The 23,065-nt window shown below is 70.6% G+C and carries 17 protein-coding genes, 1 tRNA gene and 1 pseudogene; 7 read left to right on the top strand and 12 right to left on the bottom strand.

All coding sequences use genetic code 11. The annotated features are described in order from the left end of the window. Positions 1-330: 330 nt before the first annotated feature. Positions 331-1,728, top strand: a complete 1,398-nt coding sequence (locus AB0953_RS19835; protein ID WP_366860787.1) for an aminotransferase class V-fold PLP-dependent enzyme — start codon at positions 331-333, stop codon at positions 1,726-1,728. Further along, positions 1,725-3,134: a SidA/IucD/PvdA family monooxygenase gene (locus AB0953_RS19830; RefSeq protein WP_366860786.1), complete on the top strand. Its 1,410-nt coding sequence runs from the start codon at positions 1,725-1,727 to the stop codon at positions 3,132-3,134. Before AB0953_RS19835 ends, AB0953_RS19830 begins: the two co-directional genes overlap by 4 nt. Positions 3,135-3,189: 55 nt before the next feature. Here AB0953_RS19830 and AB0953_RS19825 read toward each other — a convergent pair whose 3' ends face one another. Continuing rightward, positions 3,190-5,010 (bottom strand): 5'-nucleotidase C-terminal domain-containing protein, encoded by a 1,821-nt coding sequence (locus AB0953_RS19825; RefSeq protein ID WP_366860809.1) that lies wholly within the window; start codon positions 5,008-5,010, stop codon positions 3,190-3,192. Between the two features lie 130 nt (positions 5,011-5,140). Between AB0953_RS19825 and AB0953_RS19820 the strand changes: the two genes are divergently transcribed. The 3 genes from AB0953_RS19820 (at position 5,141) to AB0953_RS19810 (ending at position 8,305) form a co-directional block, all read left to right on the top strand. Further along, on the top strand, positions 5,141-5,848 hold the full coding sequence (locus tag AB0953_RS19820; protein ID WP_366860785.1) for an SIMPL domain-containing protein: 708 nt from the start codon (positions 5,141-5,143) through the stop codon (positions 5,846-5,848). 133 nt (positions 5,849-5,981) lie between these two features. Continuing rightward, on the top strand, positions 5,982-7,409 hold the full coding sequence (gene pyk / locus AB0953_RS19815) for a pyruvate kinase (protein WP_366860784.1): 1,428 nt from the start codon (positions 5,982-5,984) through the stop codon (positions 7,407-7,409). Positions 7,410-7,597: 188 nt separating this feature from the next. After that, a complete protein-coding gene (locus tag AB0953_RS19810; protein ID WP_366860783.1) occupies positions 7,598-8,305 on the top strand; it encodes a hypothetical protein in 708 nt (235 codons plus the stop codon). A gap of 48 nt (positions 8,306-8,353) precedes the next feature. Here the strand turns inward: AB0953_RS19810 and AB0953_RS19805 are convergent. From AB0953_RS19805 to AB0953_RS19795, 3 genes and pseudogenes are all read right to left on the bottom strand, one after another. Next, positions 8,354-8,475: pseudogene (locus AB0953_RS19805) on the bottom strand (helix-turn-helix domain-containing protein); the annotation flags it as partial. 8 nt (positions 8,476-8,483) lie between these two features. Beyond that, positions 8,484-9,230 carry a transcriptional regulator gene (locus AB0953_RS19800; protein WP_366860782.1) on the bottom strand — a complete coding sequence of 249 codons (747 nt, stop codon included), beginning with the start codon at positions 9,228-9,230 and terminating at the stop codon, positions 8,484-8,486. Between the two features lie 109 nt (positions 9,231-9,339). After that, positions 9,340-9,414: transfer RNA gene (locus AB0953_RS19795), tRNA-Leu, on the bottom strand. Positions 9,415-9,539: 125 nt separating this feature from the next. Between AB0953_RS19795 and AB0953_RS19790 the strand changes: the two genes are divergently transcribed. Then, entirely contained in the window at positions 9,540-10,166 is a 627-nt protein-coding gene (locus AB0953_RS19790; RefSeq protein ID WP_362178859.1) for a response regulator, read from the top strand. Positions 10,167-10,252: 86 nt separating this feature from the next. On the opposite strand, the gene AB0953_RS19785 is transcribed toward AB0953_RS19790, so the two are convergent. The 8 genes from AB0953_RS19785 to AB0953_RS19750 all read right to left on the bottom strand — a co-directional run bounded on the left by AB0953_RS19785 (position 10,253) and on the right by AB0953_RS19750 (position 20,191). Next, positions 10,253-10,969, bottom strand: coding sequence for an ABC transporter ATP-binding protein (locus tag AB0953_RS19785; RefSeq protein ID WP_366860781.1), 717 nt, complete (start codon positions 10,967-10,969; stop codon positions 10,253-10,255). Then, a complete protein-coding gene (locus AB0953_RS19780; RefSeq protein ID WP_366860808.1) occupies positions 10,966-12,129 on the bottom strand; it encodes an ABC transporter ATP-binding protein in 1,164 nt (387 codons plus the stop codon). The genes AB0953_RS19785 and AB0953_RS19780 overlap by 4 nt, the downstream gene beginning before the upstream one ends. 5 nt (positions 12,130-12,134) lie before the next feature. Continuing rightward, the gene (locus tag AB0953_RS19775; protein WP_366860807.1) at positions 12,135-13,796 is read right to left on the bottom strand and encodes a branched-chain amino acid ABC transporter permease; all 1,662 of its coding nucleotides are present in this window, start codon (positions 13,794-13,796) and stop codon (positions 12,135-12,137) included. 68 nt (positions 13,797-13,864) lie between these two features. Then, the gene (locus AB0953_RS19770; RefSeq protein WP_366860780.1) at positions 13,865-14,797 is read right to left on the bottom strand and encodes a branched-chain amino acid ABC transporter permease; all 933 of its coding nucleotides are present in this window, start codon (positions 14,795-14,797) and stop codon (positions 13,865-13,867) included. A gap of 114 nt (positions 14,798-14,911) precedes the next feature. After that, positions 14,912-16,147, bottom strand: a complete 1,236-nt coding sequence (locus AB0953_RS19765) for a branched-chain amino acid ABC transporter substrate-binding protein (protein WP_366860779.1) — start codon at positions 16,145-16,147, stop codon at positions 14,912-14,914. 534 nt (positions 16,148-16,681) lie between these two features. Beyond that, positions 16,682-17,092, bottom strand: a complete 411-nt coding sequence (locus AB0953_RS19760; RefSeq protein WP_366860778.1) for a hypothetical protein — start codon at positions 17,090-17,092, stop codon at positions 16,682-16,684. A 294-nt stretch (positions 17,093-17,386) separates the two neighbouring features. Then, positions 17,387-17,866: a hotdog fold thioesterase gene (locus tag AB0953_RS19755; protein ID WP_366860777.1), complete on the bottom strand. Its 480-nt coding sequence runs from the start codon at positions 17,864-17,866 to the stop codon at positions 17,387-17,389. A 54-nt stretch (positions 17,867-17,920) separates the two neighbouring features. Next, positions 17,921-20,191, bottom strand: coding sequence for an FdhF/YdeP family oxidoreductase (locus AB0953_RS19750; RefSeq protein ID WP_366860776.1), 2,271 nt, complete (start codon positions 20,189-20,191; stop codon positions 17,921-17,923). 138 nt (positions 20,192-20,329) lie between these two features. Here AB0953_RS19750 and polA point away from each other — a divergent pair, with 138 nt between their 5' ends. Continuing rightward, a complete protein-coding gene (polA, locus tag AB0953_RS19745; protein ID WP_366860775.1) occupies positions 20,330-23,050 on the top strand; it encodes a DNA polymerase I in 2,721 nt (906 codons plus the stop codon). Positions 23,051-23,065 lie beyond the last annotated feature (15 nt).

Raw genomic sequence — 23,065 nt, 5'->3', positions numbered from 1 at the left:
GACCCTCCCCCAGACTCCGTCCGGGGGGGGGACCCCCAGGGCGCTGCGCGCCCGGTGCGCTCAAACGCCGCGCGGGCTCAAATCAGCCCCGCCGGCGATTGAGCACGTTTCGGGAAGGGGCGGGGCGGGGGAGCCGGCTCCGCGCAGCGGACCCCTCGCACGCCGCGCCCCCGGACACCCTCGGACGGCAGCCCCGGCGGCGGTTACCCCGTTCGGGGTCGGGTCGTTGTACCCGGCGGGTGCCCGGCCGCCACCGCGGCCGACCGCACCCGCCGCCAGGTGCCCCGCACAACAGGGCCGGCCCCGCCACCGACCCACCCCGAGGACACCATGACCGCCCCGCCCCCGCCGCCCCCGCCGCCCCCGCTCGCCGGCGGCCGCACCGGCGCCGACGCCCTGCGCCCCCTCCTGGACACCGTCCTCGACGCCCTCGCCACCGGGGCCGCCGCCCGCGGCGGCCCGCTCCCCGCCGGCGGCCCCGACACCGTCACCGCCCGCGTCACCGCCGCGCTCGGCGACGTACTCCCCGCCCACGGCACCGGCGCGCACGAAGCCCTGCGCACCCTCGTCCGCACCCTCGCCGAAGGCGCCGCCGACCCCGCCGAGCCGCTGTGCGCAGCCCACCTGCACGGCCCGCCCCTCGCCGTCGCCACCGCCGCCGAGCTCGCCGCGAGCGCCCTGAACCCCTCCCTCGACTCCTGGGACCAGGCCCCCGCCGCCTCGGCGATCGAAGCCCTCGTCACCCGGGGCCTGGCCGCCGAGTTCTACCCGGACGGACCCGCCCCCGACGCCCTCGTCACCACCGGCGGCACCGAAGCCAACCAGCTCGCCGTCCTCCTCGCCCGCGAAGCCCACGGCCCCGCCCTCACCGTCCTGCACGGCGCCAACGCCCACCACTCCGTCCCCCGCGCGGCCTGGCTCCTCGGACTGCCCCCCGCCACCGCCCTGCCCACCCCGGCCGGCGTCCTCGACCCCGCCCGCCTCGCAGAAGCCCTCGCCGCCACCCCCGGCCCCACCCTCGTCACCGCCACCGCCGGCACCACCGACGCCGGCCTCATCGACCCCCTCGACGCCATCGCCGACCTCTGCGCGGCGCACGGCGCGGAGCTCCACATCGACGCCGCCTACGGCGGCCTCCTCGCCCTCAGCCCCCGCCACCGCCCGCGCCTGGCCGGCCTCCACCGCGCCCAATCCCTCACCGTCGACCTGCACAAACTCGGCTGGCAGCCCGTCGCCGCCGGCCTCCTCGCCGTCCCCGACACCCGCCTCCTGGCCCCCCTCGCCCACCGCGCCGACTACCTCAACGCCGCCGACGACACCGAAGCGGGCCTCCCCGACCTCCTCGGCCGCTCCCTGCGCACCACCCGCCGCCCCGACGCCTTCAAGATCGCCGCCACCCTGCGCGCCCTCGGCCGCGACGGCCTCGCCCACCTCATCGACCGCACCTGCGACCTCGCCCGCCACCTCGCCGCCCGCCTCGACGCCCACCCCGCCTTCGAACTCCACGCCCCACCCACCCTCACCACCGTCCTCTTCCGCCCCACCGACGCCGACGACAAAACCCTCGCCGACCTGCGCCGCACCCTCCTGCACACCGGCCACGCCGTCCTCGGCCGCGCCACCGCCGACGGCCGCCTCTGGCTCAAGGCCACCCTCCTCAACCCGCACACCACCCCTCAGGACCTGGACACCCTCGTCACCCTCCTGGAAGGCAGCGACCGCCGATGACCGCCCCCCTCGATGCACCCCACGACCTCGTCGGAATCGGCATCGGCCCCTTCAACCTCTCCCTCGCCGCCCTCGCCCACGGCCTGCCCGCCCACGGCGCCGGCCCCCTGGACACCGCCTTCTACGACGAACGCCGCACCTTCCGCTGGCACCCCGGGCTCCTGATCGACGGGACCACCCTCCAGGTCCCCTTCCTCGCCGACCTCGTCACCCTCGCCGACCCCGCCAGCCCCTGGAGCTTCCTCAACTACCTCAAGGACAAGGAACGCCTCTACCCCTTCTACTTCGCCCAGCAGTTCCACATCCAGCGCGCCGAGTACGACGCCTACTGCCGCTGGGTCGCCGACCGCCTCCCCGGACTCCACTTCGGCCACCAGGTCGACGCCGTCCGCTGGAACCACGAACACGACCTCTTCGAAGTCGACTTCACCCAGCTCGACCCCGGCGGCGAAGCCGAAGCCCTCGGCCGCACCCACACCCGCCACCTCGTCCTCGGCATCGGCACCGCCCCGTACGTCCCCGAACCCCTGCGCCCCCTCGTCGAGGCCCCCACCGTCCCCGTCATCCACTCCGCCGACTACCTCGACCACCGCGCCCGCATCCTCGGCGCCGACCACGTCACCGTCATCGGATCCGGCCAGTCCGGCGCGGAGATCTTCCTCGACCTCCTGCGCGCCCGCCCCGCCGGCCGCGAACGCCTGACCTGGCTCGCCCGCACCCCCTCCTTCGCCCCCATGGAGTACAGCAAGCTCGGCCTCGAACACTTCACCCCCGACTACACCCGCTACTTCCACTCCCTGCCCGAACCCGTCCGCGACCGGCTCGTCCCCGCGCAATGGCAGCTCCACAAGGGCATCGACGCCGACACCATCGCCGCCATCCACCACGAGCTCTACACCCGCACCCTCCACGGCGGCTGGCCCGACGCCGTCCTGACCCCCGGCGTCACCGTCCGCACCGCCGGCCGCGTCGCCACCACCAAGGTCGAACTCCACCTCGAACACGCCGACCAGAACGCCCGCTCCCGCCTCACCACCGACGCCGTCGTCCTCGCCACCGGCTACCGGGAACGCCCCCTCACCCGGCTCCTCGCCGGCCTCGACCCGTACCTGCGCAAGGACTCCTCGGGCCGCCCCCGCATCGACGAACGCCACCGCATGGTCACCGACCCCGGCATCACCGGCAGCATTTTCGTCCAGAACGGCGAACGCCACACCCACGGCGTCGGCGCCCCCGACCTCGGCCTCGCCGCCTGGCGCAGCGCCGCCATCCTCAACACCCTCACCGCCCGGAACCCCTACCCCGAACCCACCCGCACCGCCTTCACCACCTTCGGCCTCGAACACCGCGAACCCGCCCGCCCCCGCCCCGCCGTCCACATCCGCCCCCTCGTCGACCACCCCTGAACGCGCAAGGGCGGGGCCCGCCCCAGCAGACCCCGCCCCCCCACCCGCGTACGGACTAGAACACCGGCACCCCGGCCCGCGTCAGACGCCAGTCCACCGAAGCGAACTGCGCCGGGTCGATCGTCCCCTTCGCCTTCACCCACTGGATGATCGTGTTCCGGATCTCGTCCGAGTTCGCCCACAGCTGCTTCGCCTGCGCCACGTGCGGGAACGCCCCGCCACCCGACGCCCGGTAGTTGTTCACCGCCAGCACGAACCGCGCCGCCGGATCCACCGGCTTGCCCCGGAACGACAGCCCCGAGATCCGCGAACCCTTCGGCTGCGCGATGTCGATGTCGTACGACAGCCCGTACACCGCGTCGTAGTTGTAGTCCGGAGTCGCCTCCGCATTCGTGATCTTCGCCGGATCCACCACCTCACCCGGAGCCGTCTGCACGAAGTACTTCGCCGAATACTCCAGGTAGTCTTTCAGCTGCGCCCCCGTCAGCAGCCGCGCCTCAAGGGTGTTCTCGAACGGGTACAGGCCCGCCGCGTCCTTGATCGTCACCTGCCCCGCCGGAATGGCAGCCGTACGCGAGAAGCACGACGCCTGCGACAGCACCGGCAGCGCCGCCCACTCCGTACCGGCCAGCGCCCCCTTCACCGTCTCCGCCTGCACGTGGTTGATCAGGTCGATGATCGCCACGTCCTTCACCGGACCGTCCGCCGACGACATGGCCTGCGTGGAGCTGCCGATCACCTGGTTGACGTACGCCACCACCTTGCGGTGCTCGTCCGACAGCAGCCGCACGATCTTCGGGTCCTCGTCCACCGTGTTGGAGTTCAACACCTGCGCCGACACCTTCGCCACCGACCAGCGGCCCTTCTCCCACGTCAGCTCGAAGTCGAACAGCGTCAGCCGCTGACCCCACTTCAGCGGCTCCGACAGCACCACGTCCTTGCCGGTCGCCTTGTTCTTCACCCGGTACTCCGGGATCTCCGTGTGCGCGTGCCCCACCAGGATCGCGTCGATCCCCGGCACCTGCTCCGCCACCAGACCCGCCGCGTTCTCGATGTACGGCAGCTGGTCACCGTACGACGACGTGCCGCTCGACCCCGAGTGCGCCGACACGATCACCACGTCCGCGCCCATCGACCGCAGCCGCGGCACGTACTTCGCCGCCTGCTCCTCCAGCCCCGGGAACGTCATCTTCCCCTGCACGTTCGCCTTGTCCCAGATCGCGATACCCGGGTTCGTCAGCCCCAGCACCGCCACCTTCACGTCCGGCCCGTGCGGCGTGCGCAGCCGGTGCATGCTGTACGGCGGGAACGCCGGCTGCAGCGTCTTCGCGTCCAGCGCGTTCGCCCCCAGCAGCGGGAAACGGCACTGCTCCTGGAACTTGCGCAGCACCGGGATGCCGTAGTTGAACTCGTGGTTCCCGAGCGCCGCCGCGTCATAGCCGATCGCGTTCATCGCCTGCGCCATCGGGTGCACCGGACCGCGCCGCGCCGTGATCGGGTCGACCTTCGCGTAGTAGTACGACAACTGCGTGCCCTGGATGGTGTCGCCCGCATCGATGAGCAGGGTGTTGCAGCGCCCCTTCTCCGCCCGCACCCGCTCCACCAGCGTCGAGATCTTCGCCAGGCCGACGTCGTTGTGCGCCTTGTCGTCGAACTCCTTGTCCGTGAAGTAATCCCAGTTGAAGACGTTCCCGTGCAGATCGGTCGTCCCCATCACCGTGAACGCGTACGTCCGCGGCGCCCTGGAACCGGTGCCGGAAGCAGAAGCGGCAGGTGCATCAGCCGCCGCGGCCGGGGCGGCCGCGGCCCCCGCCAGAGCCACGGCCGCGCCGGTGGCCGCCGTGGTGCCCAGAAACGTCCTGCGGTCGAACCCCATGTACATCTCCCCTGTTGAAGCCGTTACAACGCGCGTAGATTCTGACCGATGGGTAACAAGCGGCAACACCCCCACCCAGGTTTCGAAACGATGACCACACCGCAGCGCGCAGCAGTGCGACAGTGAACCCATGACCACCCAGGACGCACCCCACCAGCCCTACGGCACCCCCGAGGTGCCCCGCGTCTCCGTCCGCGGCGAGGCCCGCCTCGAAGTCGAGCCCGAAATCGCCCGCATCGGCATCACCGTCAGCGCCCGCGGCACCGACCGCCGCACCGCCCTCGAGGACCTCACCCGCCGCAACACCACCGTCCTCGAACTCGTCAAGAGCTACGGCGAAGCCATCGAAAAACTCGAGACCGGCGCCTTCTCCATCACCCCCGAACTCACCCGCCACGGCCGCGCCGAACGCATCCGCGCCTACCACGGCCGCGTCCACGTCACCGCCGAACTCAGCGACTTCACCGCCCTCGGCGAACTCACCACCCGCCTCGCCGACCTCGACCTCACCAGCGTCGACGGCCCCTGGTGGGCCCTGCGCCCCACCTCGCCCGCCCACGGTGAAGCCCGCCGCCAGGCCGTCCTCGAAGCCGTCCAGCGCGCCCGCGAATACGCCGCCGCCCTCGGGGCCGAACTCGCCGCCCTCGTCGAGCTCGCCGACATCGGCGCCGAGAACGCCACCCCCTACGCCGGGCGGCCCGGAGGCGGCGGCATGCGCTCCATGGCCTTCGCCGGCGACGCCGAATCCGCCGCCCCGCCCCTCGACCTCGAACCCCAGCGGCAGACCGTTTTCGCCCAGGTCAACGCCCGCTTCACCATGACGCCGCCCCAGCTCTGAACCACCCGTGGGGGTGCTCATCGGAGCACCCCCACGCACATTCAACAATTGTCAACAAGCCTTCGCTCAAAGGTTGTTGAGAGGACACTCGGAAGCAATTACCTACCCATCGGTAGGGGCATACGCTCGCCCCATGCGCCGAGCAAAAATCGTATGCACCCTGGGCCCCGCAACCGACTCATACGACCAGATCAAAGCCCTGGTCGAAGCCGGAATGGACATCGCCCGCCTCAACCTCAGCCACGGCACCTACGCCGAACACGAGGAGCGCTACCAGCGCGTGCGCAAGGCCTCCGACGAGACCGGCCGCAGCGTCGGCGTCCTCGCCGACCTTCAAGGCCCGAAGATCCGCCTCGGCCGCTTCACCGAAGGCCCCGTACTCCTTGAACGCGGCGACACCTTCACCATCACCGTCGAAGACGCCCCGGGCGACCGCCACACCTGCGGCACCACCTACAAGGGCCTCGCCGCCGACGTCACCACCGGCGAACGCATCCTCGTCGACGACGGCCGCGTCACCCTCGAAGTCACCGCCGTCGACGGCCCCCGCGTCCACACCCGCGTCATCGAAGGCGGCATGGTCTCCGACCACAAGGGACTCAACCTCCCCGGAGTCGCCGTCTCCGTCCCCGCCCTCTCCGACAAGGACATCGACGACCTCCGCTGGGCCCTGCGCACCGGAGCCGACGTCATCGCCCTCTCCTTCGTCCGCAGCGGCCGCGACATCGACGACGTCCACCGCATCATGGACGAGGAAGGCCGCCGCCTCCCCGTCATCGCCAAGGTCGAAAAACCCCAGGCCGTCGAGAACATCGACGACATCGTCGCCGCATTCGACGGCATCATGGTCGCCCGCGGCGACCTCGGCGTCGAAATGCCACTCGAACAGGTCCCCATCGTCCAAAAGCGCGCCATCAAACTCGCCAAGCGCAACGCCAAACCGGTCATCGTCGCCACCCAGATGCTCGACTCGATGATCGACAACTCCCGCCCCACCCGCGCCGAAGCCTCCGACGTCGCCAACGCCGTCATCGACGGCACCGACGCCGTCATGCTCTCCGGCGAAACCAGCGTCGGCAAATACCCCGTCGACACCGTCAAAACCATGTCCCGCATCGTCGAAGCCGCCGAAGAGGACATCCTCGCCAAGGGCCTCCCCCCGCTCACCGAACGCAGCAAGCCCCGCACCCAAGGCGGAGCCGTCGCCCGCGCCGCCGCCGAAATGGGCGACTTCCTCGGAGCCAAATTCCTCGTCGCCTTCACCCAGAGCGGCGACACCGTCCGCCGGCTCTCCCGCTACCGCTCACCCATCCCCCTCCTCGCCTTCACCCCCGACCCCGCCACCCGCTCCCAGCTCAACCTCACCTGGGGCGTGGAAACCTTCCTCGGACCCCACGTCGACTCCACCGACGCCATGGTCGCCCAAGTCGAGGAAGAACTCCTGCGGATCGGCCGCTGCGTCCCCGGCGACGTCGTCGTCATCACCGCCGGCTCCCCGCCCGGAGTCACCGGCTCCACCAACCTCGTCCGCGTCCACCACATCGGCGACGCGGTCCGCTGACCGACCCCCCCCGCACCACCCCGCAGCGCACAGCACGCCCCCGCCCGGACCACACACCGGCCGGGGGCGCCGTCGTGCACCGCCGGTGCACCGGACCGGAATACCTGCGTCACCCTCCCGCCCCACGGCACAATCCAGGGAGCCGAGCCCGAAACACCCGCCCCACCCCACCCCACTTGGAGCAGCCGGTGTCGTCGCACGAAACGCAGGGCCAGGGACCTGACGGACCGCAGAACCCGCCGGAAACCCCGATATCCCTCACCCCCCAACAAGCCGCCACCGGCGTCGTCATCACCCTCCCCCTCCCCGACGGCACCAACGCCACCCTGCGCATCCCGCCCGCCCGCAACGGCGACCTCGTCCGCGCCCGCATCGGCGACCGCGAAGTCCTCCTCCGCGTCCGGGTGTCCGGCGCCCCCAACCCGGCCCCCACCAAGACCAACCCCCTCGGCTGCCTCCTCGGCCTGGTCATAGCCATCGCCGTCATCGCCGGCATCGTCGCCCTCAGTAACAACGACGACGATGACCACAAGCGCCCCACCGCCATCCCCACCTTCTCCTACTCCCCGGCCCCCCTCCCCTCCCTGGACCTCAACCTCGACCCCACCACCGCCGCCCCCGAACCCAGCCCCTACGACGAGGGCACCTGCCTCAACGGCACCCTCCCCGACTCCACCACCGCCACCCGCGTCACCGGCGTGAAGGAAGTCCCCTGCTCCGCCTCGGACGCCCACTACCGCGTCATCCAGCGCTTCTCCTTCACCTCGGACATGAACCGCTGCAACGCCAACCAGGACACCCAGTACGCCTTCTCCCACCGCTACACCCGCAACGGCGTCCCCATCAACGAATACGTCTACTGCCTGATCGGCCTCGGCTCCTACGCCCGCCCCTGACTCCGCCGGCCGCCTAGTGGGCACTCGCCGCGCTTGGCCCGGTCCCATGTGCTTCCAGTAGCCGATCGTCCCCACCGGAACCCCGAGGCGGCAGCCACCTCTGCATTCGGCGTGCCGCCGCGCAGCAGGGTGATGGCCGATTCCCGCACCGACAGACTGTGTTGTCCCATGTGCTCCCCTAGTACTTAGGCCCTACGTGGAGATCCATCAATGCCACGGATTCCTTTCGGGCGACCGAGGTGTTCTGACGGTTGGCCTGGGTCCAGGCAACGCCGAGGCGGTCCAGGGTGGAGGTCAGCAGGCCGGTGATGTCGGCCGACTTGTTGGTGAAGAAGTACCGGGGGTACTCGTAGCGCTTCTTGACCCCGCCGACGGTGCGAGTGGACCAGTTGGTGATCCGGCAACCGTCCGAGTGGATCAGCCCCCGGACGAACTCCCAGGGGTGCGCGTCGACGATCTCCTGCTGCCAGGGTTCGAGCGCGATGCGGCGCTCGTGCTTCTTGCCCGGCCCGTGCTGGGGGAACAGGCAGGGCCAGTGCCGCCCGTAGCTGGTGACGGCCACGCAGCCCTGGCGCTGCAGTAGGTAGACCTTCTCCTGCGGCCGTACCGCCGTTATCGCCGCGCGGCACTGCTCGATCAGTCCGGGCCATTCGTCGGCGCAGGCGATCCGTAGGAGGTGGCCGCCTCGCGGGTGCGCGCTGATGCAGCCGTCGCCCAGGTAGAGGCCCAGCAAGTAGGCGTAGGCCAGCGGATCCGCCGGGCCCGCGCAGGAGGAGCCGGCCTTCATGCGGGGCGACGGTTCGATCCGCGCCTGCCACGCACGGAGTGCGGACCGCGATATTCCGGTCTCGAGGCTGACCGAGTTCAAGCTGCGGCCTTGTCTGACCAGGTCCAAGGCCCGGCGCCGTGTTGCCATGTCGTACATGCGCGCGAGATTGGATCAGGTGAGGGGGCGACTTGCCGATTTTTCCCGGACTTCCCCCGAAACGAGTGATGGTCACGCGATATCGCGTGACCATGGAATCTAAGAAAAGTGCCCCAGGTGGGATTCGAACCCACACTGTCCGCTGTTTGAGAGCGGCCTCTCTAACCAGTTGGAGTACTGGGGCCTAAGAAACGAAGGCTTGGGGGAGCCCTACGGGACACCACCATACCGTAGCTAGGTAGGCTCGGGGGAGCTTGTTATGCCCCGCAAGAAGGAGCACCCGTGACCGCCGAGCACGAGTCGACGCCCATGCCCGACGCCGACCAGTCGCACGTTCCGCCGCTGACGACCCGCGTCGTCATCGCCGAGGACGAGGCGCTCATCCGTCTCGACCTCAAAGAGATGCTCGAGGAGGAGGGCTACTCCGTGGTCGGCGAGGCCGGGGACGGGCAGAGCGCCGTCGAGCTGGCCCGCGAGCACCGGCCCGATCTGGTGATCCTGGACGTGAAGATGCCCGTGCTCGACGGCATCTCGGCCGCGGAGAAGATCGCGGAGGAGTCCATCGCCCCGGTGCTGATGCTCACCGCGTTCTCGCAGCGCGACCTGGTCGAGCGGGCCCGGGATGCCGGGGCCATGGCGTACCTGGTGAAGCCGTTCAGCAAGAGCGACGTGGTGCCGGCCATCGAGATGGCCGTGTCCCGCTTCGCGGAGCTGCGGGCGCTGGAGAAGGAGGTCGCGGACCTCTCGCAGCGCCTGGAGACGCGCAAGCTGGTGGACCGGGCCAAGAGCATCCTGCAGACGCAGTACGGGCTGACGGAGCCGGCGGCGTTCCGCTGGATCCAGAAGACGTCGATGGACCGCCGCATGTCGATGCAGCAGGTCGCCGAGGCGGTCATCGAGGACGCCGAGGAGAAGAAGAACGCCGCCAAGGGGTAGCTGCCCCTTTCCGGCGTCCGATGCGTCCGAGGTACGCGTGAGGCCCGCCACCGGTTCGGTGGCGGGCCTCGTGGCGTTCGGGAGGGTCAGTCCTCGCCGAGGTAGGCCTTGCGGACGTCCTCGTTGTGGAGGAGGTCCCGGCCGGTGCCGGAGAGCACGATCTTGCCGATCTCCATCACGTGGGCCTGGTCGGCCAGCGAGAGCGCCGCCTGGGCGTTCTGCTCGACGAGCAGGATGGTCATGCCCGTGGACTTGAGCTCGGCGATGGTGGACATGATCTTCTGCATCATCAGCGGGGACAGGCCCATGGAGGGCTCGTCCAGCATGAGCAGCTTGGGCTGGGACATGAGGGCCCGGCCCATGGCGAGCATCTGCTGCTCGCCGCCCGAGAGGGTGCCCGCGGCCTGCTTGCGGCGTTCGCCCAGGATGGGGAAGAGCTCGTAGGCGCGCTGGATGTCCTTCTCGATGCCGTCCTTGTCGGAGCGCAGGAAGGCTCCGAGCTGGAGGTTCTCGGCGATCGTCAGCCGGGGGAAGATGTGGCGTCCCTCGGGGGAGTGGGCGAGGCCCAGGGAGACGATCTTGTGCGCGGGCACGGTGCCGAGGGGCTGGCCGTCGAAGGTGATGCTTCCGGAGCGGGGCTTGATGAGTCCGGAGAGCGTGCGCAGGGTGGTGGTCTTGCCGGCGCCGTTGGTGCCGACGAGGCAGACGATCTGGCCTTCTTCGACGGTGAAGGAGATGCCCTTGACGGCCTCGATCTTGCCGTAGGCGACCTTGAGGTCGTTGACCTCGAGGAGTGCGGTCACTTGGCTTCTCCGTCCTTGCTGGTGGTGCTGTCCGCCGGTGCCGTGTCCGCGGCCTCGGTGGCCTCGGGGTCGGCGTCGGTGGCCTCGGCGTCGGTGGCCTCGGCGTCCGCGGCCTCGGCGTCCGCGGCCTCGGCGTCCGCGGCCGCGGTGTCGGCCTCGGCGCCGGTGGCGTCCGCGTCCGCGGCTGCCGCCTCCGGGGCGTCGGCCTCGGGGGCGGCAGCCTCGGGGGCGTCGGCCTTCGGGGCGTCGGCGTCGGGGGTGTCGTCGGCCTCGGCGGGCTCCGCATCGGCCTCGGCGGCGGCGGCCTCGGCGGCCTCGACATCCGCGGCCTCCGCCGCGCCCGGGTCGCCTTCGAAGGGCTCGCCGAGGTAGGCGGCGATGACGCGCTCGTCGCCCTGGACCTCGCCGGCGGTGCCCTCGATGAGCTTCTCGCCCTGGACGAGGCAGGCGACGCGGTCGCAGAGGTTGAAGATGAAGCGCATGTCGTGCTCGATGACGAGGACGGCGATGCCCATGTCGCGGATGGCGAAGATGAGCTCCTCGGCCGCGCGGGTTTCCTGCGGGTTCATGCCGGCGGTGGGCTCGTCGAGGAGCAGCAGGCCGGGGTCGCTCGCGAGGGCGCGGGCGATTTCCAGCTTGCGCTGTTCGCCGTAGGGGAGGTTCTTCGCGAGGTGCTGGGCCTTGTGCTCCAGGCCGATGAACTCGAGGAGTTCCATGGCGCGGGCTTCGGAGGCGGCTTCGGCCTTCTTGAAGCCGGGGCCGCGCAGGAGGGCGGACCAGAGGCCTTCCTTGGTGCGGGTGTGGCGTCCGACGAGGACGTTCTCCATCACCGTCATGTTGGCGAAGAGCCGGATGTTCTGGAAGGTGCGGGCGATGCCTGCCTTGGTGACGAGGTGGGGCTTGGGCGGCAGGACGGTGCCCTTGTAGCTGACGGTGCCCTCGGTGGGGACGTACAGGCCGGTCAGGCAGTTGAAGAAGGTGGTCTTGCCGGCGCCGTTGGGGCCGATGAGTCCGACGATCTCGCCCGAGTTGACGTGGAGGTCGACGCCCTTGACGGCGGTGAGGCCGCCGAAGCGCATGGTGACGCCCTTGGCTTCGAGGACGGTTTCGCCGGCCGGGGTGGCGGCGGGCTTGGTGGTGGTGTCGGTGCTGGTGGTCATGGTGTTCACGCACCCGCCTTGGCGGTGGCCAGGTCGGTGGGGGCCTGGTCAGCGGTTTCGTCGTGGAACTCGAGCTGTGCACGCTTGTCGGCGATGAGGCCTTCGGGGCGCAGGCGCATGAGCAGGATGAGGGCGATGCCGAAGCCGAGGAGCTGGTAGTCCTGGAGGAACTGGAGCTTCGCGGGGATGAGGAAGAGGAGCGCCGAGCCGAGGATGGGGCCGCGGATGGTGCCCATGCCGCCGAGGATGACGGCGGCGAGGAGGAACGCGGAGTTCGGCGGGACGGGTCCGGCGAAGACGTAGTTCTCGGGGACGACGGTGGTGTTGACGTGGGCCTGGACGGTGCCGGCGAGGCCGGCGAGGGTGGCGCCGAGGGCGAAGGCGATGAGCTTGACGCGGAAGCCGTTGATGCCCATGGCTTCGGCGGCGGTCTCGTCCTCGCGGATGGCGACCCAGGCGCGTCCGATGCGGCTGTTGCCGGCGCGGGCGAAGACCAGGATGACCAGGGCCATGACCAGCAGCATCAGGAGGTAGTAGTTGGCGTAGGCGCCGAGGGTGATGCCGAGGACGTTGTGGGCTTCGCCGAAGTTCCAGCCGAAGAGTTCGAGGTGGGGGATGTTCGGGATGCCGTTGGGGCCGTTGGTGACCTGGGGGCCGGAGGTGCCGTCGAGGTTGCCCATGGCGATGCGGAAGATTTCTCCGAAGCCGAGGGTGACGATGGCGAGGTAGTCGCCGCGCAGGCGGAGGGTCGGGGCGCCGATGACGACGCCGAAGACCAGGGAGGCGAGGGCGCCGACGATGACCGCGGCCCAGAAGGGGAGGTGGAGGCCGAAGGCGGAGGCGGTGCTTCCGGAGACCAGGGCGGCGGTGTAGGCGCCGACGCCGAGGAAGGCGACGTAGCCGAGGTCGAGGAGGCCGGCGAGGCCGACGACGACGTTGAGGCCGAGGGCGACGGTCGCGAAGATCAGGATGTTGACCGCGATGAGGGTGTAGGTGTCGCCGCTCTGCTGGATGAAGGGGAAGGCGATGAAGGCGGCCGTGGTCGCGATGAGCGTGACCTGGCGGTTGTTCGCGGTGATCTCGGCGAAGCGGTCGGTGACGCCGGACTTGAGGAGTCCGGTGGCGGCGAGGCTGACCGTGATCAGGTACGCGATGAAGAGCTGGGGTTCCTTGTCGTCGGTGTCGATGCCGAAGGTGATCACGTACAGGGCGAAGGCGTAGACGCCGACGATGATCAGGATTTCGGCCCAGGAGGGCAGCTTCCGGGCGGCGGTGGCCTTGCGGGTGTCGTCGGGGAGCCTGAACGCGGCGACGGCCGGGATCAGGGAGCCGACGAGGGCGAGGTAGGCGCCGGGTTCGAGGTTGACGACGCCGCCGAGTTCGACCGAGATGGCGATGGCGGTGAACCAGGTGGTGGCGGCGGCACCGAGGGCGAGGAACCGCAGGGCGTTGCGGGTGCCCTTGGGGGCGAGCCAGCCGAGGCCCTTGACGCCGAGGGCGCTGAGGGCGTACAGGCCGGTGAGGAGGGCGCCGAAGAGGCTGAGGAGCTGGAGCGGCGCCGGGTTGCCGTAGATGGTGAGGTCGCCGGGGAAGGCGGCGGTCCAGGTCCAGGCGGTGAAGGCGCTGACGATGGTGAGGAGCGAGCCGCCGGTGATGGCGTACAGCATGGCGGTGCTGTTGTCGGTCTCCTCGGCGATGCCGGGTTCCAGGGTGGCTTCGTTGGTGGTCATGGTTCTCACGCCCGATCCGCGACGCGTTCGCCGAGCAGGCCTTGCGGCCGCACGAGGAGGACGACGATGAGGAGTACGAAGGCCCAGACGTTGGACCAGGCGCCGCCGCCGAGCTGCTGCATGCCCGGGATGTCCTCGATGTAGGCGATCGAGAGGGACTCGGCGAGGCCGAGGACGACGCCGCCGACCATGGCTCCGTAGATGTTGCCGATGCCGCCGAGGACGGCTGCGGTGAAGGCCTTGAGTCCGAGGATGAAGCCCATCTCGAAGTTGATCTGGCCCTTGTCGAGGCCGTAGGCGACGGCGGCGACGGCGGCGAACGCGGCACCGATGGCGAAGGCCATGACGATGATGCGGTCGGTGTTGATGCCCATCAGCTTGGCGGTGTCGGGGTCCTGGGCGGTGGCCTGCATGGCGCGGCCGCTGCGGCTCTTGGCGACGAAGAGGCCGAGGGCGAGCATGCAGAGGGGGGCCAGGGCCAGGACGAAGGCGTCCGAGCGCTGGATGGCGAGGTTGTCGGTGATCTGGAAGGCCTTGCCGGTGAACTCGGGGAAGGTCACGGCCTTCTTGGCGTTCGGGTAGAACTGCCAGACGAGTTGCTGGAGCGCGATCGAGAGGCCGATGGCGGTGATGAGGGGTGCCAGCCGGGGGGCGCTGCGCAGGGGGCGGTAGGCGAAGCGTTCGGCAGCGGTCGCCACGGCGACGGAGGCGAGTGCGCCTCCGAGGATCATGAGGGGTATCGCCACCAGGAGCGAGGTTCCGCTCGGGAGTGCGGTGTAGGTGGTGAGGGCGCCGAAGCCCCCGATCATGAAGATCTCGCCGTGGGCGAAGTTGATGAGCTGGACTATGCCGTAGACCATGGTGTACCCGATGGCGATGAGGCCGTAAAGGGCACCGAGGGACAGGCCGTTGGCCAGCTGTTGCGGCAGTTCGTGCACCGCAGGGCCTCCGATGTGCGTGTCGGATAAGAGTCCGCGCGAGGGCGCTGTTTGCGCCCTCGCGCGGCTTGGTTCTTGGGGTGGGTCAGGTGTGGCCGCCGTCAGGCGTGGCGACTACTGGTTGAAGGTGTCGCTCTTGACGTCGATCCACTTGCCGCCCTCGACCTTGTAGACCGTGAGCTGCTTGTTGGTGGTGTCGCCGTTCTCGTCGAAGGAGACCTTGCCGGTCACGCCGTCGAAGGAGACCTTGCCGAGGGCGTCGACGACCTTGGCGCGGGCGTCGGTCGGGACCTTGCCGCCGTTGGCGGCGACGACGGCCTTGACGGCCTGGATGACGGCCCAGCCGGCGTCGTAGGAGTAACCGCCGTAGGCGGCGTAGGGGTCCTTGTAGCCGCCGGCCTTGTAGTCCTCGATGAACTTCTTGGCGGTGTCGAGCTTCTCGACGGGGGCGCCGATGGAGGTGGCGAGGTCGCCGTCGTTGGCCTCGGCGGAGGCGGAGATGAAGGCGGGGTCGTAGATGCCGTCGCCGCCGAAGAGCGGGACGTTGGCGCCGGTCTTCTTGATCTGGTCGGAGAGGAGGCCGCCCTCGGGGTACTGGCCGCCGAAGTAGACGGAGTCGGCGCCGGAGGACTTGACCTTGTCGGCGGTGGAGGAGAAGTCGGTCTCCTTCACGGTGACGTGGTCGGTGCCGACGACCTCGCCGCCGAGCTTCTTGAACTCCTCGGAGAAGATGCCGGCGAGGCCGGCGCCGTAGGTCTGCTTGTCGTCGACGACGAAGACCTTCTTCTTGCCGGCGTCCTTGAAGAGGTACTGGGCGGCGAACTTGCCCTGGACGACGTCGGTGGCGGCGGTGCGGAAGTAGGTCTTGAAGGGGCGCTTGAACTCGCCCTTGCCCCAGTTGTCGCCCTGGCTGAGGGCGGGGTTGGTGTTGGCGGGGGAGACCTGCGCGAGGTTGGCGGAGGCGAAGACGCCCTGCATCTGCTGGGCGACGCCGGAGTTCAGGGGGCCGACGACGCCGAGAACGTCCTTGTTGCCTACGAGCTTGGTGGCATTTGCCTGTCCGGACGCAGGAACTGCCTGGTCGTCGAGCGCTTCGACCTTGAATTCGACGCCGGGGACCTCATTGTTCTTGTTGGCGGTCTTTGCCGCGAGGTCGACCGAGTTCTTGATGCCCTGGCCGAGGGCCGAGAGGGAACCGGTCAGGGGGGCGTCCACGCCGATGACGACGACGGTCTTGGAACCGTCGGCCTTGTCCCCGGTCTTCCCCGCGTCGCGCGATCCGCAGGCGGTGAGGGTCAGTGCTCCCGTGGTGATCACGGTGGTGAGGACAAGCAGAGAACGGTGTCGCACGATTCTTCCTTTCCCTGGCGCGGCCGCCTCAGTTGAGGTGCCGATGGGTCGCCGGGCCGCACTGGGAGTTCCACGGCCGTGCTGGGTTGCGCCGATTGGCGCGGTGACTGGCCGTGACTCTAGGCCCGAGGTGGCGAGCGCGGGGAGCGGGCAAAGGAGGATGTGACTGTCTTGTTATGCCAAAGACAAGAATGCGTCGTGAGAGTTCGGACAGATCGGACGTTTGGCGACGTCGGAGAACGTCCACATCGCGAGAATTCCCCGGATCTCTAAGGGGCTTGAGGGCCTCATGCTCCTGTCACCGATCAAAACCGGTCCAATGTCGCAGCCCGTGTCCGAAACAATCCCCCGGGTGGCATTCCACGCGGGAAAAAGGGGATTCTGTGGGGCGTGGGCATTACTGAGGGTAAAGACGCTTCTTGATCCACTTCGTACGATTGGATCTTGGCCGGCGGGTCCGGAACGCCCCCGACCTGCGCGGGTGCCCCGCCGCGCCCGGTGCCCGGAAGGCGGACACGGCGCGCGGGATTCCGGTCACCCGGCCGGGCTCGGCGGCCGCCAGTTCTCCGAGCTCCAGGTGGCCCCGTTCTGCTCGGCGCAGCGCTGCGCCACGAACCGGTCCACGAGCTCAAGTGCCTTGTCCAACCCGTGAGTTCGCTCCTCCGCGCGGCCTGCGGTGACGGCGTCCTCGTGGATCGCGTACTGCTCGTTCGACATGCCCTTCTGCTCCCAGTCGAGGCCGGCCCACTTACTGCCCTTCAGGGTCTCTTTCGCCCAGTAGGCGACCAGATTCGTGCATATCTGGGCAGGAGAGGACGGGCTGGGTGCCGTTTCCGCGGTAGAGCCGGGGGCGGGTGCGGTGCAGGAGGTTCCTGCGGACAGGGCGAGCGCCGCGACGAGGGCGGCGGCGCCGTGGCGGGCCGTGCTGCGTGACTGCGTAGCCATGTCGGGGACGGTAGGCCGTCACCTTGGGTGACACAACGGCCGGGACGGGACCGGGTGCGGACTGGCGGATTCCGGGCGGTTGCGCACGGGCCGGGGCGCGGCGCGGGGAGCGCGTCAGGCCCGGACCCCGCCCGCGGCGGCGGGGCGGGGTCCGGGCCTGCGGGTCCGGGCGGGCCGGGGCGGGCGTCCGGCCGGAGCACTGCGGCGGGCGCGGCGTGTGGGCGCGCAGGGCGCGGTGCCCAGGGCGGTGCCGAGGGCACGGTGCGCGGGGCGGGGTGCCGGGCGCCGGGCGGGTCAGGCCCCGGAGGCCGGGGCCGCGGCGCCGCCGTCGCGCAGCAGGCAGGTCAGGCGGGCGCTGCACACCCGGCGGTCCTGCTCGTCCGTGATGACGATCTCGTACGTGGCGGTGGAGCGGCCGCGGTGGACGGGCGTGGCGGTGCCGGTGACCAGGCCGGAGCGGACCCCGCGGTGGTGGGTGCAGTTGAGGTCCACGCCGACGGCGATCTTGCCGATGCCGCCGTGGAGCATCGCGCCGACCGAGCCGAGCGTCTCGGCCAGGACGGCGGAGGCCCCGCCGTGCAGCAGTCCGTAGGGCTGGGTGTTGCCCTCGACCGGCATGGTGCCGACCACCCGGTCCGCGGAGGCCTCCAGGATGCGGATGTCCATCCGCTCGCCGAGGTGGCCCGCCGAGAACAGCGCGGGCAGGTCGATGCCCAGGGCCGCGTACTCCTCGAGGACCTCCTGCGGGAACTTCACAGCGTGCTGCTCGCCCATGGGCCGGCTCCGTTCGTCAACGCTCGTTAACCTTCTTGTCCTGATGTCGTTCTATCAGGCCGGTTCGAAGCGCACGACGACGGACTTGCTCGCAGGGGTGTTGCTGGTGTCCGCGGTGGAGTCCAGCGGGACCAGCACGTTGGTCTCGGGGTAGTAGGCGGCGGCGCAGCCGCGGGCGGTGGGGTAGTGCACGACGCGGAAGCCGGGGGCGCGCCGCTCGACGCCGTCCTTCCACTCGCCGACCAGGTCGGTGTACGCGCCGTCGGCGAGCCCGAGCAGGGCCGCGTCCTCGGGGTGGACCAGGACGACGCGGCGGCCGCCGGTGATGCCGCGGTAGCGGTCGTCGAGGCCGTAGATGGTGGTGTTGTACTGGTCGTGGCTGCGCAGGGTCTGCAGCAGCAGCCGGCCCTCGGGGAGCTCGGGGTACTCCACGGGTGCGGCGGTGAAGTTCGCCTTGCCGGTCTTGGTGGGGAAGCGGCGCTCGTCGCGCGGGGCGTGCGGGAGGCGGAAGCCCTCGGGGCGGGCGGCGCGGGCGTTGAAGTCCTCGAAGCCGGGGACGACGCGGGCGATGCGGTCGCGGATGGCGCCGTAGTCGCGCTCGAACTCCTCCCACGGGGTGGCGGAGGCCTCGCCGAGGACGGCGCGCGCCATGCGGGCCACGATCGCCGGCTCGGAGAGCAGGTGCGGGGAGGCGGGGGCGAGGTTGCCGCGGGAGGCGTGGACCATGCCCATGGAGTCCTCGACGGTGACGAACTGCCGGCCCGTGGCCTGGACGTCCTTGTCGGTGCGCCCCAGGGTCGGCAGGATCAGGGCGCGCCGGCCGGTGACCGCGTGGGAGCGGTTGAGCTTGGTGGAGACGTGCACCGTCAGGGAGGCGCGGCGGATCGCGGCCTCGGTGACCTCGGTGTCGGGGGTCGCGCCGACGAAGTTGCCGCCCATGGCGAAGAGGACCTTGGCCCTGCCGTCGCGCAGGGCCTCGATGGAGCGGACCACGTCGTAGCCGTGGTGGCGGGGCGAGGTGATGCCGAACTCGCGGTCCAGGGCGTCGAGGAAGGCGGGGGCGGGGCGCTCGAAGATGCCCATGGTGCGGTCGCCCTGGACGTTGGAGTGGCCGCGCACGGGGCAGACGCCGGCGCCGGGGCGGCCGATGTTGCCGCGCAGCAGGAGCAGGTTGACGACCTCGCGGATGGTGGCGACGCCGTGCTTGTGCTGGGTCAGGCCCATCGCCCAGCAGACGATGGTGCGCTTCGAGGCCAGGATCATGGCCAGGGCGCGCTCGATCTCGGGGCGGGTCAGGCCGGTGGCGGTGAGGGTCTCGTGCCAGTCGGCCTCGGCGGCGGCGGCGCGCAGGGCGTCGAAGCCGTGGGTGTGCTCGGCGATGAACTCCTCGTCGAGGGCGCCTTCGGTCTCGATGACCAGCTTGTTCAGCAGGCGGAAGAGGGCCTGGTCGCCGCCGATGCGGATCTGCAGGAACAGGTCGTTGAGGGCGGTGCCGCGGAGCATGCCGAGCGGGGTCTGCGGGTTCTTGAACCGCTCCATGCCGGCCTCGGGCAGCGGATTCACCGAGATGATCTTCGCTCCGCCCGCCTTGGCCTTCTCCAGGGCGGAGAGCATGCGCGGGTGGTTGGTGCCCGGGTTCTGCCCGGCGACGATGATCAGGTCGGCCTGGTGGAGGTCCTCCAGGGTGACGCTGCCCTTGCCGATGCCGATGGTCTCGTTCAGGGCCGAGCCGGAGGACTCGTGGCACATGTTGGAGCAGTCGGGCAGGTTGTTGGTGCCGAATTCGCGGGCGAACAGCTGGAAGAGGAACGCGGCCTCGTTGCTGGTGCGGCCCGAGGTGTAGAAGAGGGCCTCGTCGGGGGAGGCCAGGGCGCGCAGCTCCTCGGCGATGATCGCGAAGGCCCGCTCCCAGCTGACCGCCTCGTAGTGCTCGGCGCCCTCGGCCAGGTACATGGGCTGGGTGATGCGGCCCTGCTGGCCGAGCCAGTACCCGGAGCGTCCGGCCAGGTCGGACACCGGGTGCGCGGCGAAGAAGTCCGGGGTGACGCGGCGCAGGGTGGCCTCCTCGGCGACGGCCTTCGCCCCGTTCTCGCAGAACTCGGCGGTGTGCCGCTTGTCTCCCTCGGGCCAGGCGCAGCCGGGGCAGTCGAAGCCGTCCTTCTGGTTGACCTTGAGCAGGGTGCGGGCGGTGCGGGCCAGGCCCATCTGCGCCTGCGCGATCTGCAGGGTGTGCTTGATCGCCGGGAGGCCGGCGGCTGCATGCCGGGGAGGCGTCACCTGCGGCGCGTCCTGGACGGGATCACCTGCGGGCGGCTTGGTGGCCATGTCGCTCCCCTTCGAGCAGTCGAAACAGTGCGCGCCGGCCCGGGCCGGCGCGCATCCGCGTACGCGTCCGATCCTGTCACGCCTGCCGGGACATCGCCGACGCCGGAATTGTCGGCGGGGCCGCCTAGGATCGGGGGCGTGGCAGAGAACGCATCGAAGAAGACCGACCAGACGACCGCAGCGGACCGCCCCCGCCTGATGCTCATGGACGGGCACTCCCTGGCGTACCGGGCGTTCTTCGCGCTGCCCGCGGAGAACTTCACCACGGCCTCCGGGCAGACGACGAACGCGATCTACGGCTTCGCGTCCATGCTCGCGAACACGCTGCGCGACGAGGCGCCCACGCACTTCGCGGTGGCGTTCGACGTCTCCCGCAAGACGTGGCGCTCGACGGAGTTCCCCGAGTACAAGGCGAACCGCTCCAAGACCCCCGACGAGTTCAAGGGGCAGGTGGAGCTGATCGGCGAGCTCCTGGACGCGATGAACGTGCCGCGGTTCGCCGTCGACGGCTTCGAGGCCGACGACGTGATCGCGACGCTCGCCACGCAGGCGGAGGCGCTCGGCTTCGAGGTGCTCATCGTCACCGGGGACCGGGACTCCTTCCAGCTGGTCTCCGAGCACACCACCGTGCTGTACCCGACCAAGGGCGTCTCGGAGCTGACCCGCTTCACGCCGGAGAAGGTCGAGGAGAAGTACGGGCTGACCCCGCAGCAGTACCCGGACTTCGCGGCGCTGCGCGGCGACCCGTCCGACAACCTGCCCGGCATCCCGGGCGTCGGCGAGAAGACCGCCGCCAAGTGGATCACCCAGTTCGGGTCGTTCGCGCAGCTGGTGGAGCGGGCCGAGGAGGTCAAGGGCAAGGCCGGGCAGAACTTCCGCGACCACCTGGAGGCCGTGAAGCTCAACCGGGTCCTGACCGAGATGGTCAAGGACGTCGAGCTGCCCAAGACCCCCGCCGACCTGGTCCGCGCCCCGTACGACCGCTCCGCGCTGACGGGCGTGCTGGACGTGCTGGAGATCCGCAACGCCTCGCTGCGCGAGCGGCTGCTCGCGGTGGACCCGGGCGCGGAGCAGGAGCAGGCCCCGGCCCCGGCGGCCGGCGTCGAGGTCGACGGCACGGTGCTGGGCGCGGGCGAGCTCGCGCCGTGGCTGGAGGCCCACGCGGGCGGCCCGCTCGGCGTCTCCACGGTGGACAGCTGGGCGCTGGGACAGGGCAGTGTGAGCGAGGTCGCACTGGCCGCGGCCGGCGGGGCGGCCGCCTGGTTCGACCCGTCCGAGCTGGACGAGGCCGACGAGAGGGCCTTCGCGGCCTGGGCCGCCGACCCGGCCCGGCCCAAGACCGTGCACAACGCCAAGGGCCTGATGCGGGTCTTCCCCGAGCACGGCTGGAGCCTGGCCGGCGTCACCATGGACACCGCGCTCGCCGCCTACCTGGTCAAGCCGGGCCGCCGCTCCTTCGCCCTGGACGTGCTGTCGGTGGAGTACCTGGGCCGTGAGCTGCAGCCGCCGGCCGCCGCCGGCCAGCTCGCCTTCGGCGCCGACGACAGCGCCGAGGCCGATGCGCTGATGGCGCAGGCCCGCGCCGTCCTCGACCTCGGCGAGGCCTTCACCGGCAAGCTCGCCGAGGTGGGCGCCGCCGAGCTGCTCCACGACATGGAGCTGCCGACGTCCGAGCTGCTGGCCCGGATGGAGCGGGCCGGCATCGGTGCCGACCGCGACCACCTGGAGGCCATGGAGCAGCAGTTCGCGGGCGCCGTGCAGCAGGCGGTGAAGGAGGCGCACGCGGCGGTGGGCCACGAGTTCAACCTCGGCTCGCCCAAGCAGCTCCAGGAGGTCTTCTTCGGCGAGCTGGACCTGCCGAAGACGAAGAAGACCAAGACCGGCTACACCACCGACGCCGACGCCCTGGCCTGGCTCGCGACCCAGACCGACCACGAACTGCCGGTGATCATGCTGCGCCACCGGGAGCAGGCCAAGCTGCGCGTCACCGTCGAGGGCCTGGTCAAGACGATCGCCGCCGACGGCCGGGTGCACACCAGCTTCAGCCAGACCGTCGCCGCGACCGGCCGCCTGTCCTCCACCGACCCCAACCTGCAGAACGTGCCGGTGCGCACCGACGAGGGCCGCGCCATCCGCCGCGGCTTCGTCGTCGGCGAGGGGTACGAGTCGCTGATGACCGCCGACTACAGCCAGATCGAGCTGCGCGTCATGGCGCACCTCTCCGAGGACGAGGGCCTGATCGAGGCCTTCGCCTCCGGCGAGGACCTGCACACCACCGTCGCCTCCCAGGTGTTCTCGGTGGAGCGCTCCGAGGTCGACGCCGAGATGCGCCGCAAGATCAAGGCAATGTCGTACGGGCTCGCCTACGGGCTCTCCGCCTTCGGCCTCGCCCAGCAGCTGGGCGTGGAGCCCGCCGAGGCGCGCGGCCTGATGGAGACCTTCTTCGAGCGGTTCGGCGGAGTGCGCGACTACCTGCAGCGGGTGGTCGACGAGGCCCGCGCCACCGGGTACACGGCGACGATCTTCGGCCGCCGCCGCTACCTGCCCGACCTCAACAGCGACAACCGCCAGCGCCGTGAGGCCGCCGAGCGGATGGCGCTGAACGCGCCGATCCAGGGCACCGCCGCCGACATCGTCAAGGTCGCCATGCTCCGCGTCGACAAGGCCATCGCCGACGCCGGCCTGGCCTCGCGGATGCTGCTCCAGGTCCACGACGAAATCGTCCTGGAGATCGCCCCCGGCGAGCGCGAGCGGGTGGAGGAGCTGGTCCGCCACGAGATGGCCCACGCCGTCGAACTGCGCGCCCCGCTGGACGTCTCGGTGGGCGTCGGCCCCGACTGGGAGTCCGCGGCCCACTGACGGCCGCCCGCGACC

This window comes from Streptomyces sp. NPDC046866, from assembly GCF_040704625.1.
Lineage (GTDB): Bacteria > Actinomycetota > Actinomycetes > Streptomycetales > Streptomycetaceae > Streptomyces.
Note: the sequence above shows the minus strand (reverse complement) of the source record. Positions and strands in the feature narration are given on the sequence as shown.

Excerpts from the sequence above, each read along its gene's own strand:
- AB0953_RS19835 (WP_366860787.1), top strand. The coding sequence starts at position 331 with ATGACCGCCCCGCCCCCGCCGCCCCCGCCGCCCCCGCTCGCCGGCGGC.
- AB0953_RS19830 (WP_366860786.1), top strand. The coding sequence starts at position 1,725 with ATGACCGCCCCCCTCGATGCACCCCACGACCTCGTCGGAATCGGCATC.
- AB0953_RS19825 (WP_366860809.1), bottom strand. The coding sequence starts at position 5,010 with ATGGGGTTCGACCGCAGGACGTTTCTGGGCACCACGGCGGCCACCGGC.
- AB0953_RS19820 (WP_366860785.1), top strand. The coding sequence starts at position 5,141 with ATGACCACCCAGGACGCACCCCACCAGCCCTACGGCACCCCCGAGGTG.
- pyk (WP_366860784.1), top strand. The coding sequence starts at position 5,982 with ATGCGCCGAGCAAAAATCGTATGCACCCTGGGCCCCGCAACCGACTCA.
- AB0953_RS19800 (WP_366860782.1), bottom strand. The coding sequence starts at position 9,230 with ATGTACGACATGGCAACACGGCGCCGGGCCTTGGACCTGGTCAGACAA.
- AB0953_RS19790 (WP_362178859.1), top strand. The coding sequence starts at position 9,540 with ATGCCCGACGCCGACCAGTCGCACGTTCCGCCGCTGACGACCCGCGTC.
- AB0953_RS19780 (WP_366860808.1), bottom strand. The coding sequence starts at position 12,129 with ATGACCACCAGCACCGACACCACCACCAAGCCCGCCGCCACCCCGGCC.
- AB0953_RS19775 (WP_366860807.1), bottom strand. The coding sequence starts at position 13,796 with ATGCTGTACGCCATCACCGGCGGCTCGCTCCTCACCATCGTCAGCGCC.
- AB0953_RS19760 (WP_366860778.1), bottom strand. The coding sequence starts at position 17,092 with ATGGCTACGCAGTCACGCAGCACGGCCCGCCACGGCGCCGCCGCCCTC.
- AB0953_RS19755 (WP_366860777.1), bottom strand. The coding sequence starts at position 17,866 with ATGGGCGAGCAGCACGCTGTGAAGTTCCCGCAGGAGGTCCTCGAGGAG.
- AB0953_RS19750 (WP_366860776.1), bottom strand. The coding sequence starts at position 20,191 with ATGGCCACCAAGCCGCCCGCAGGTGATCCCGTCCAGGACGCGCCGCAG.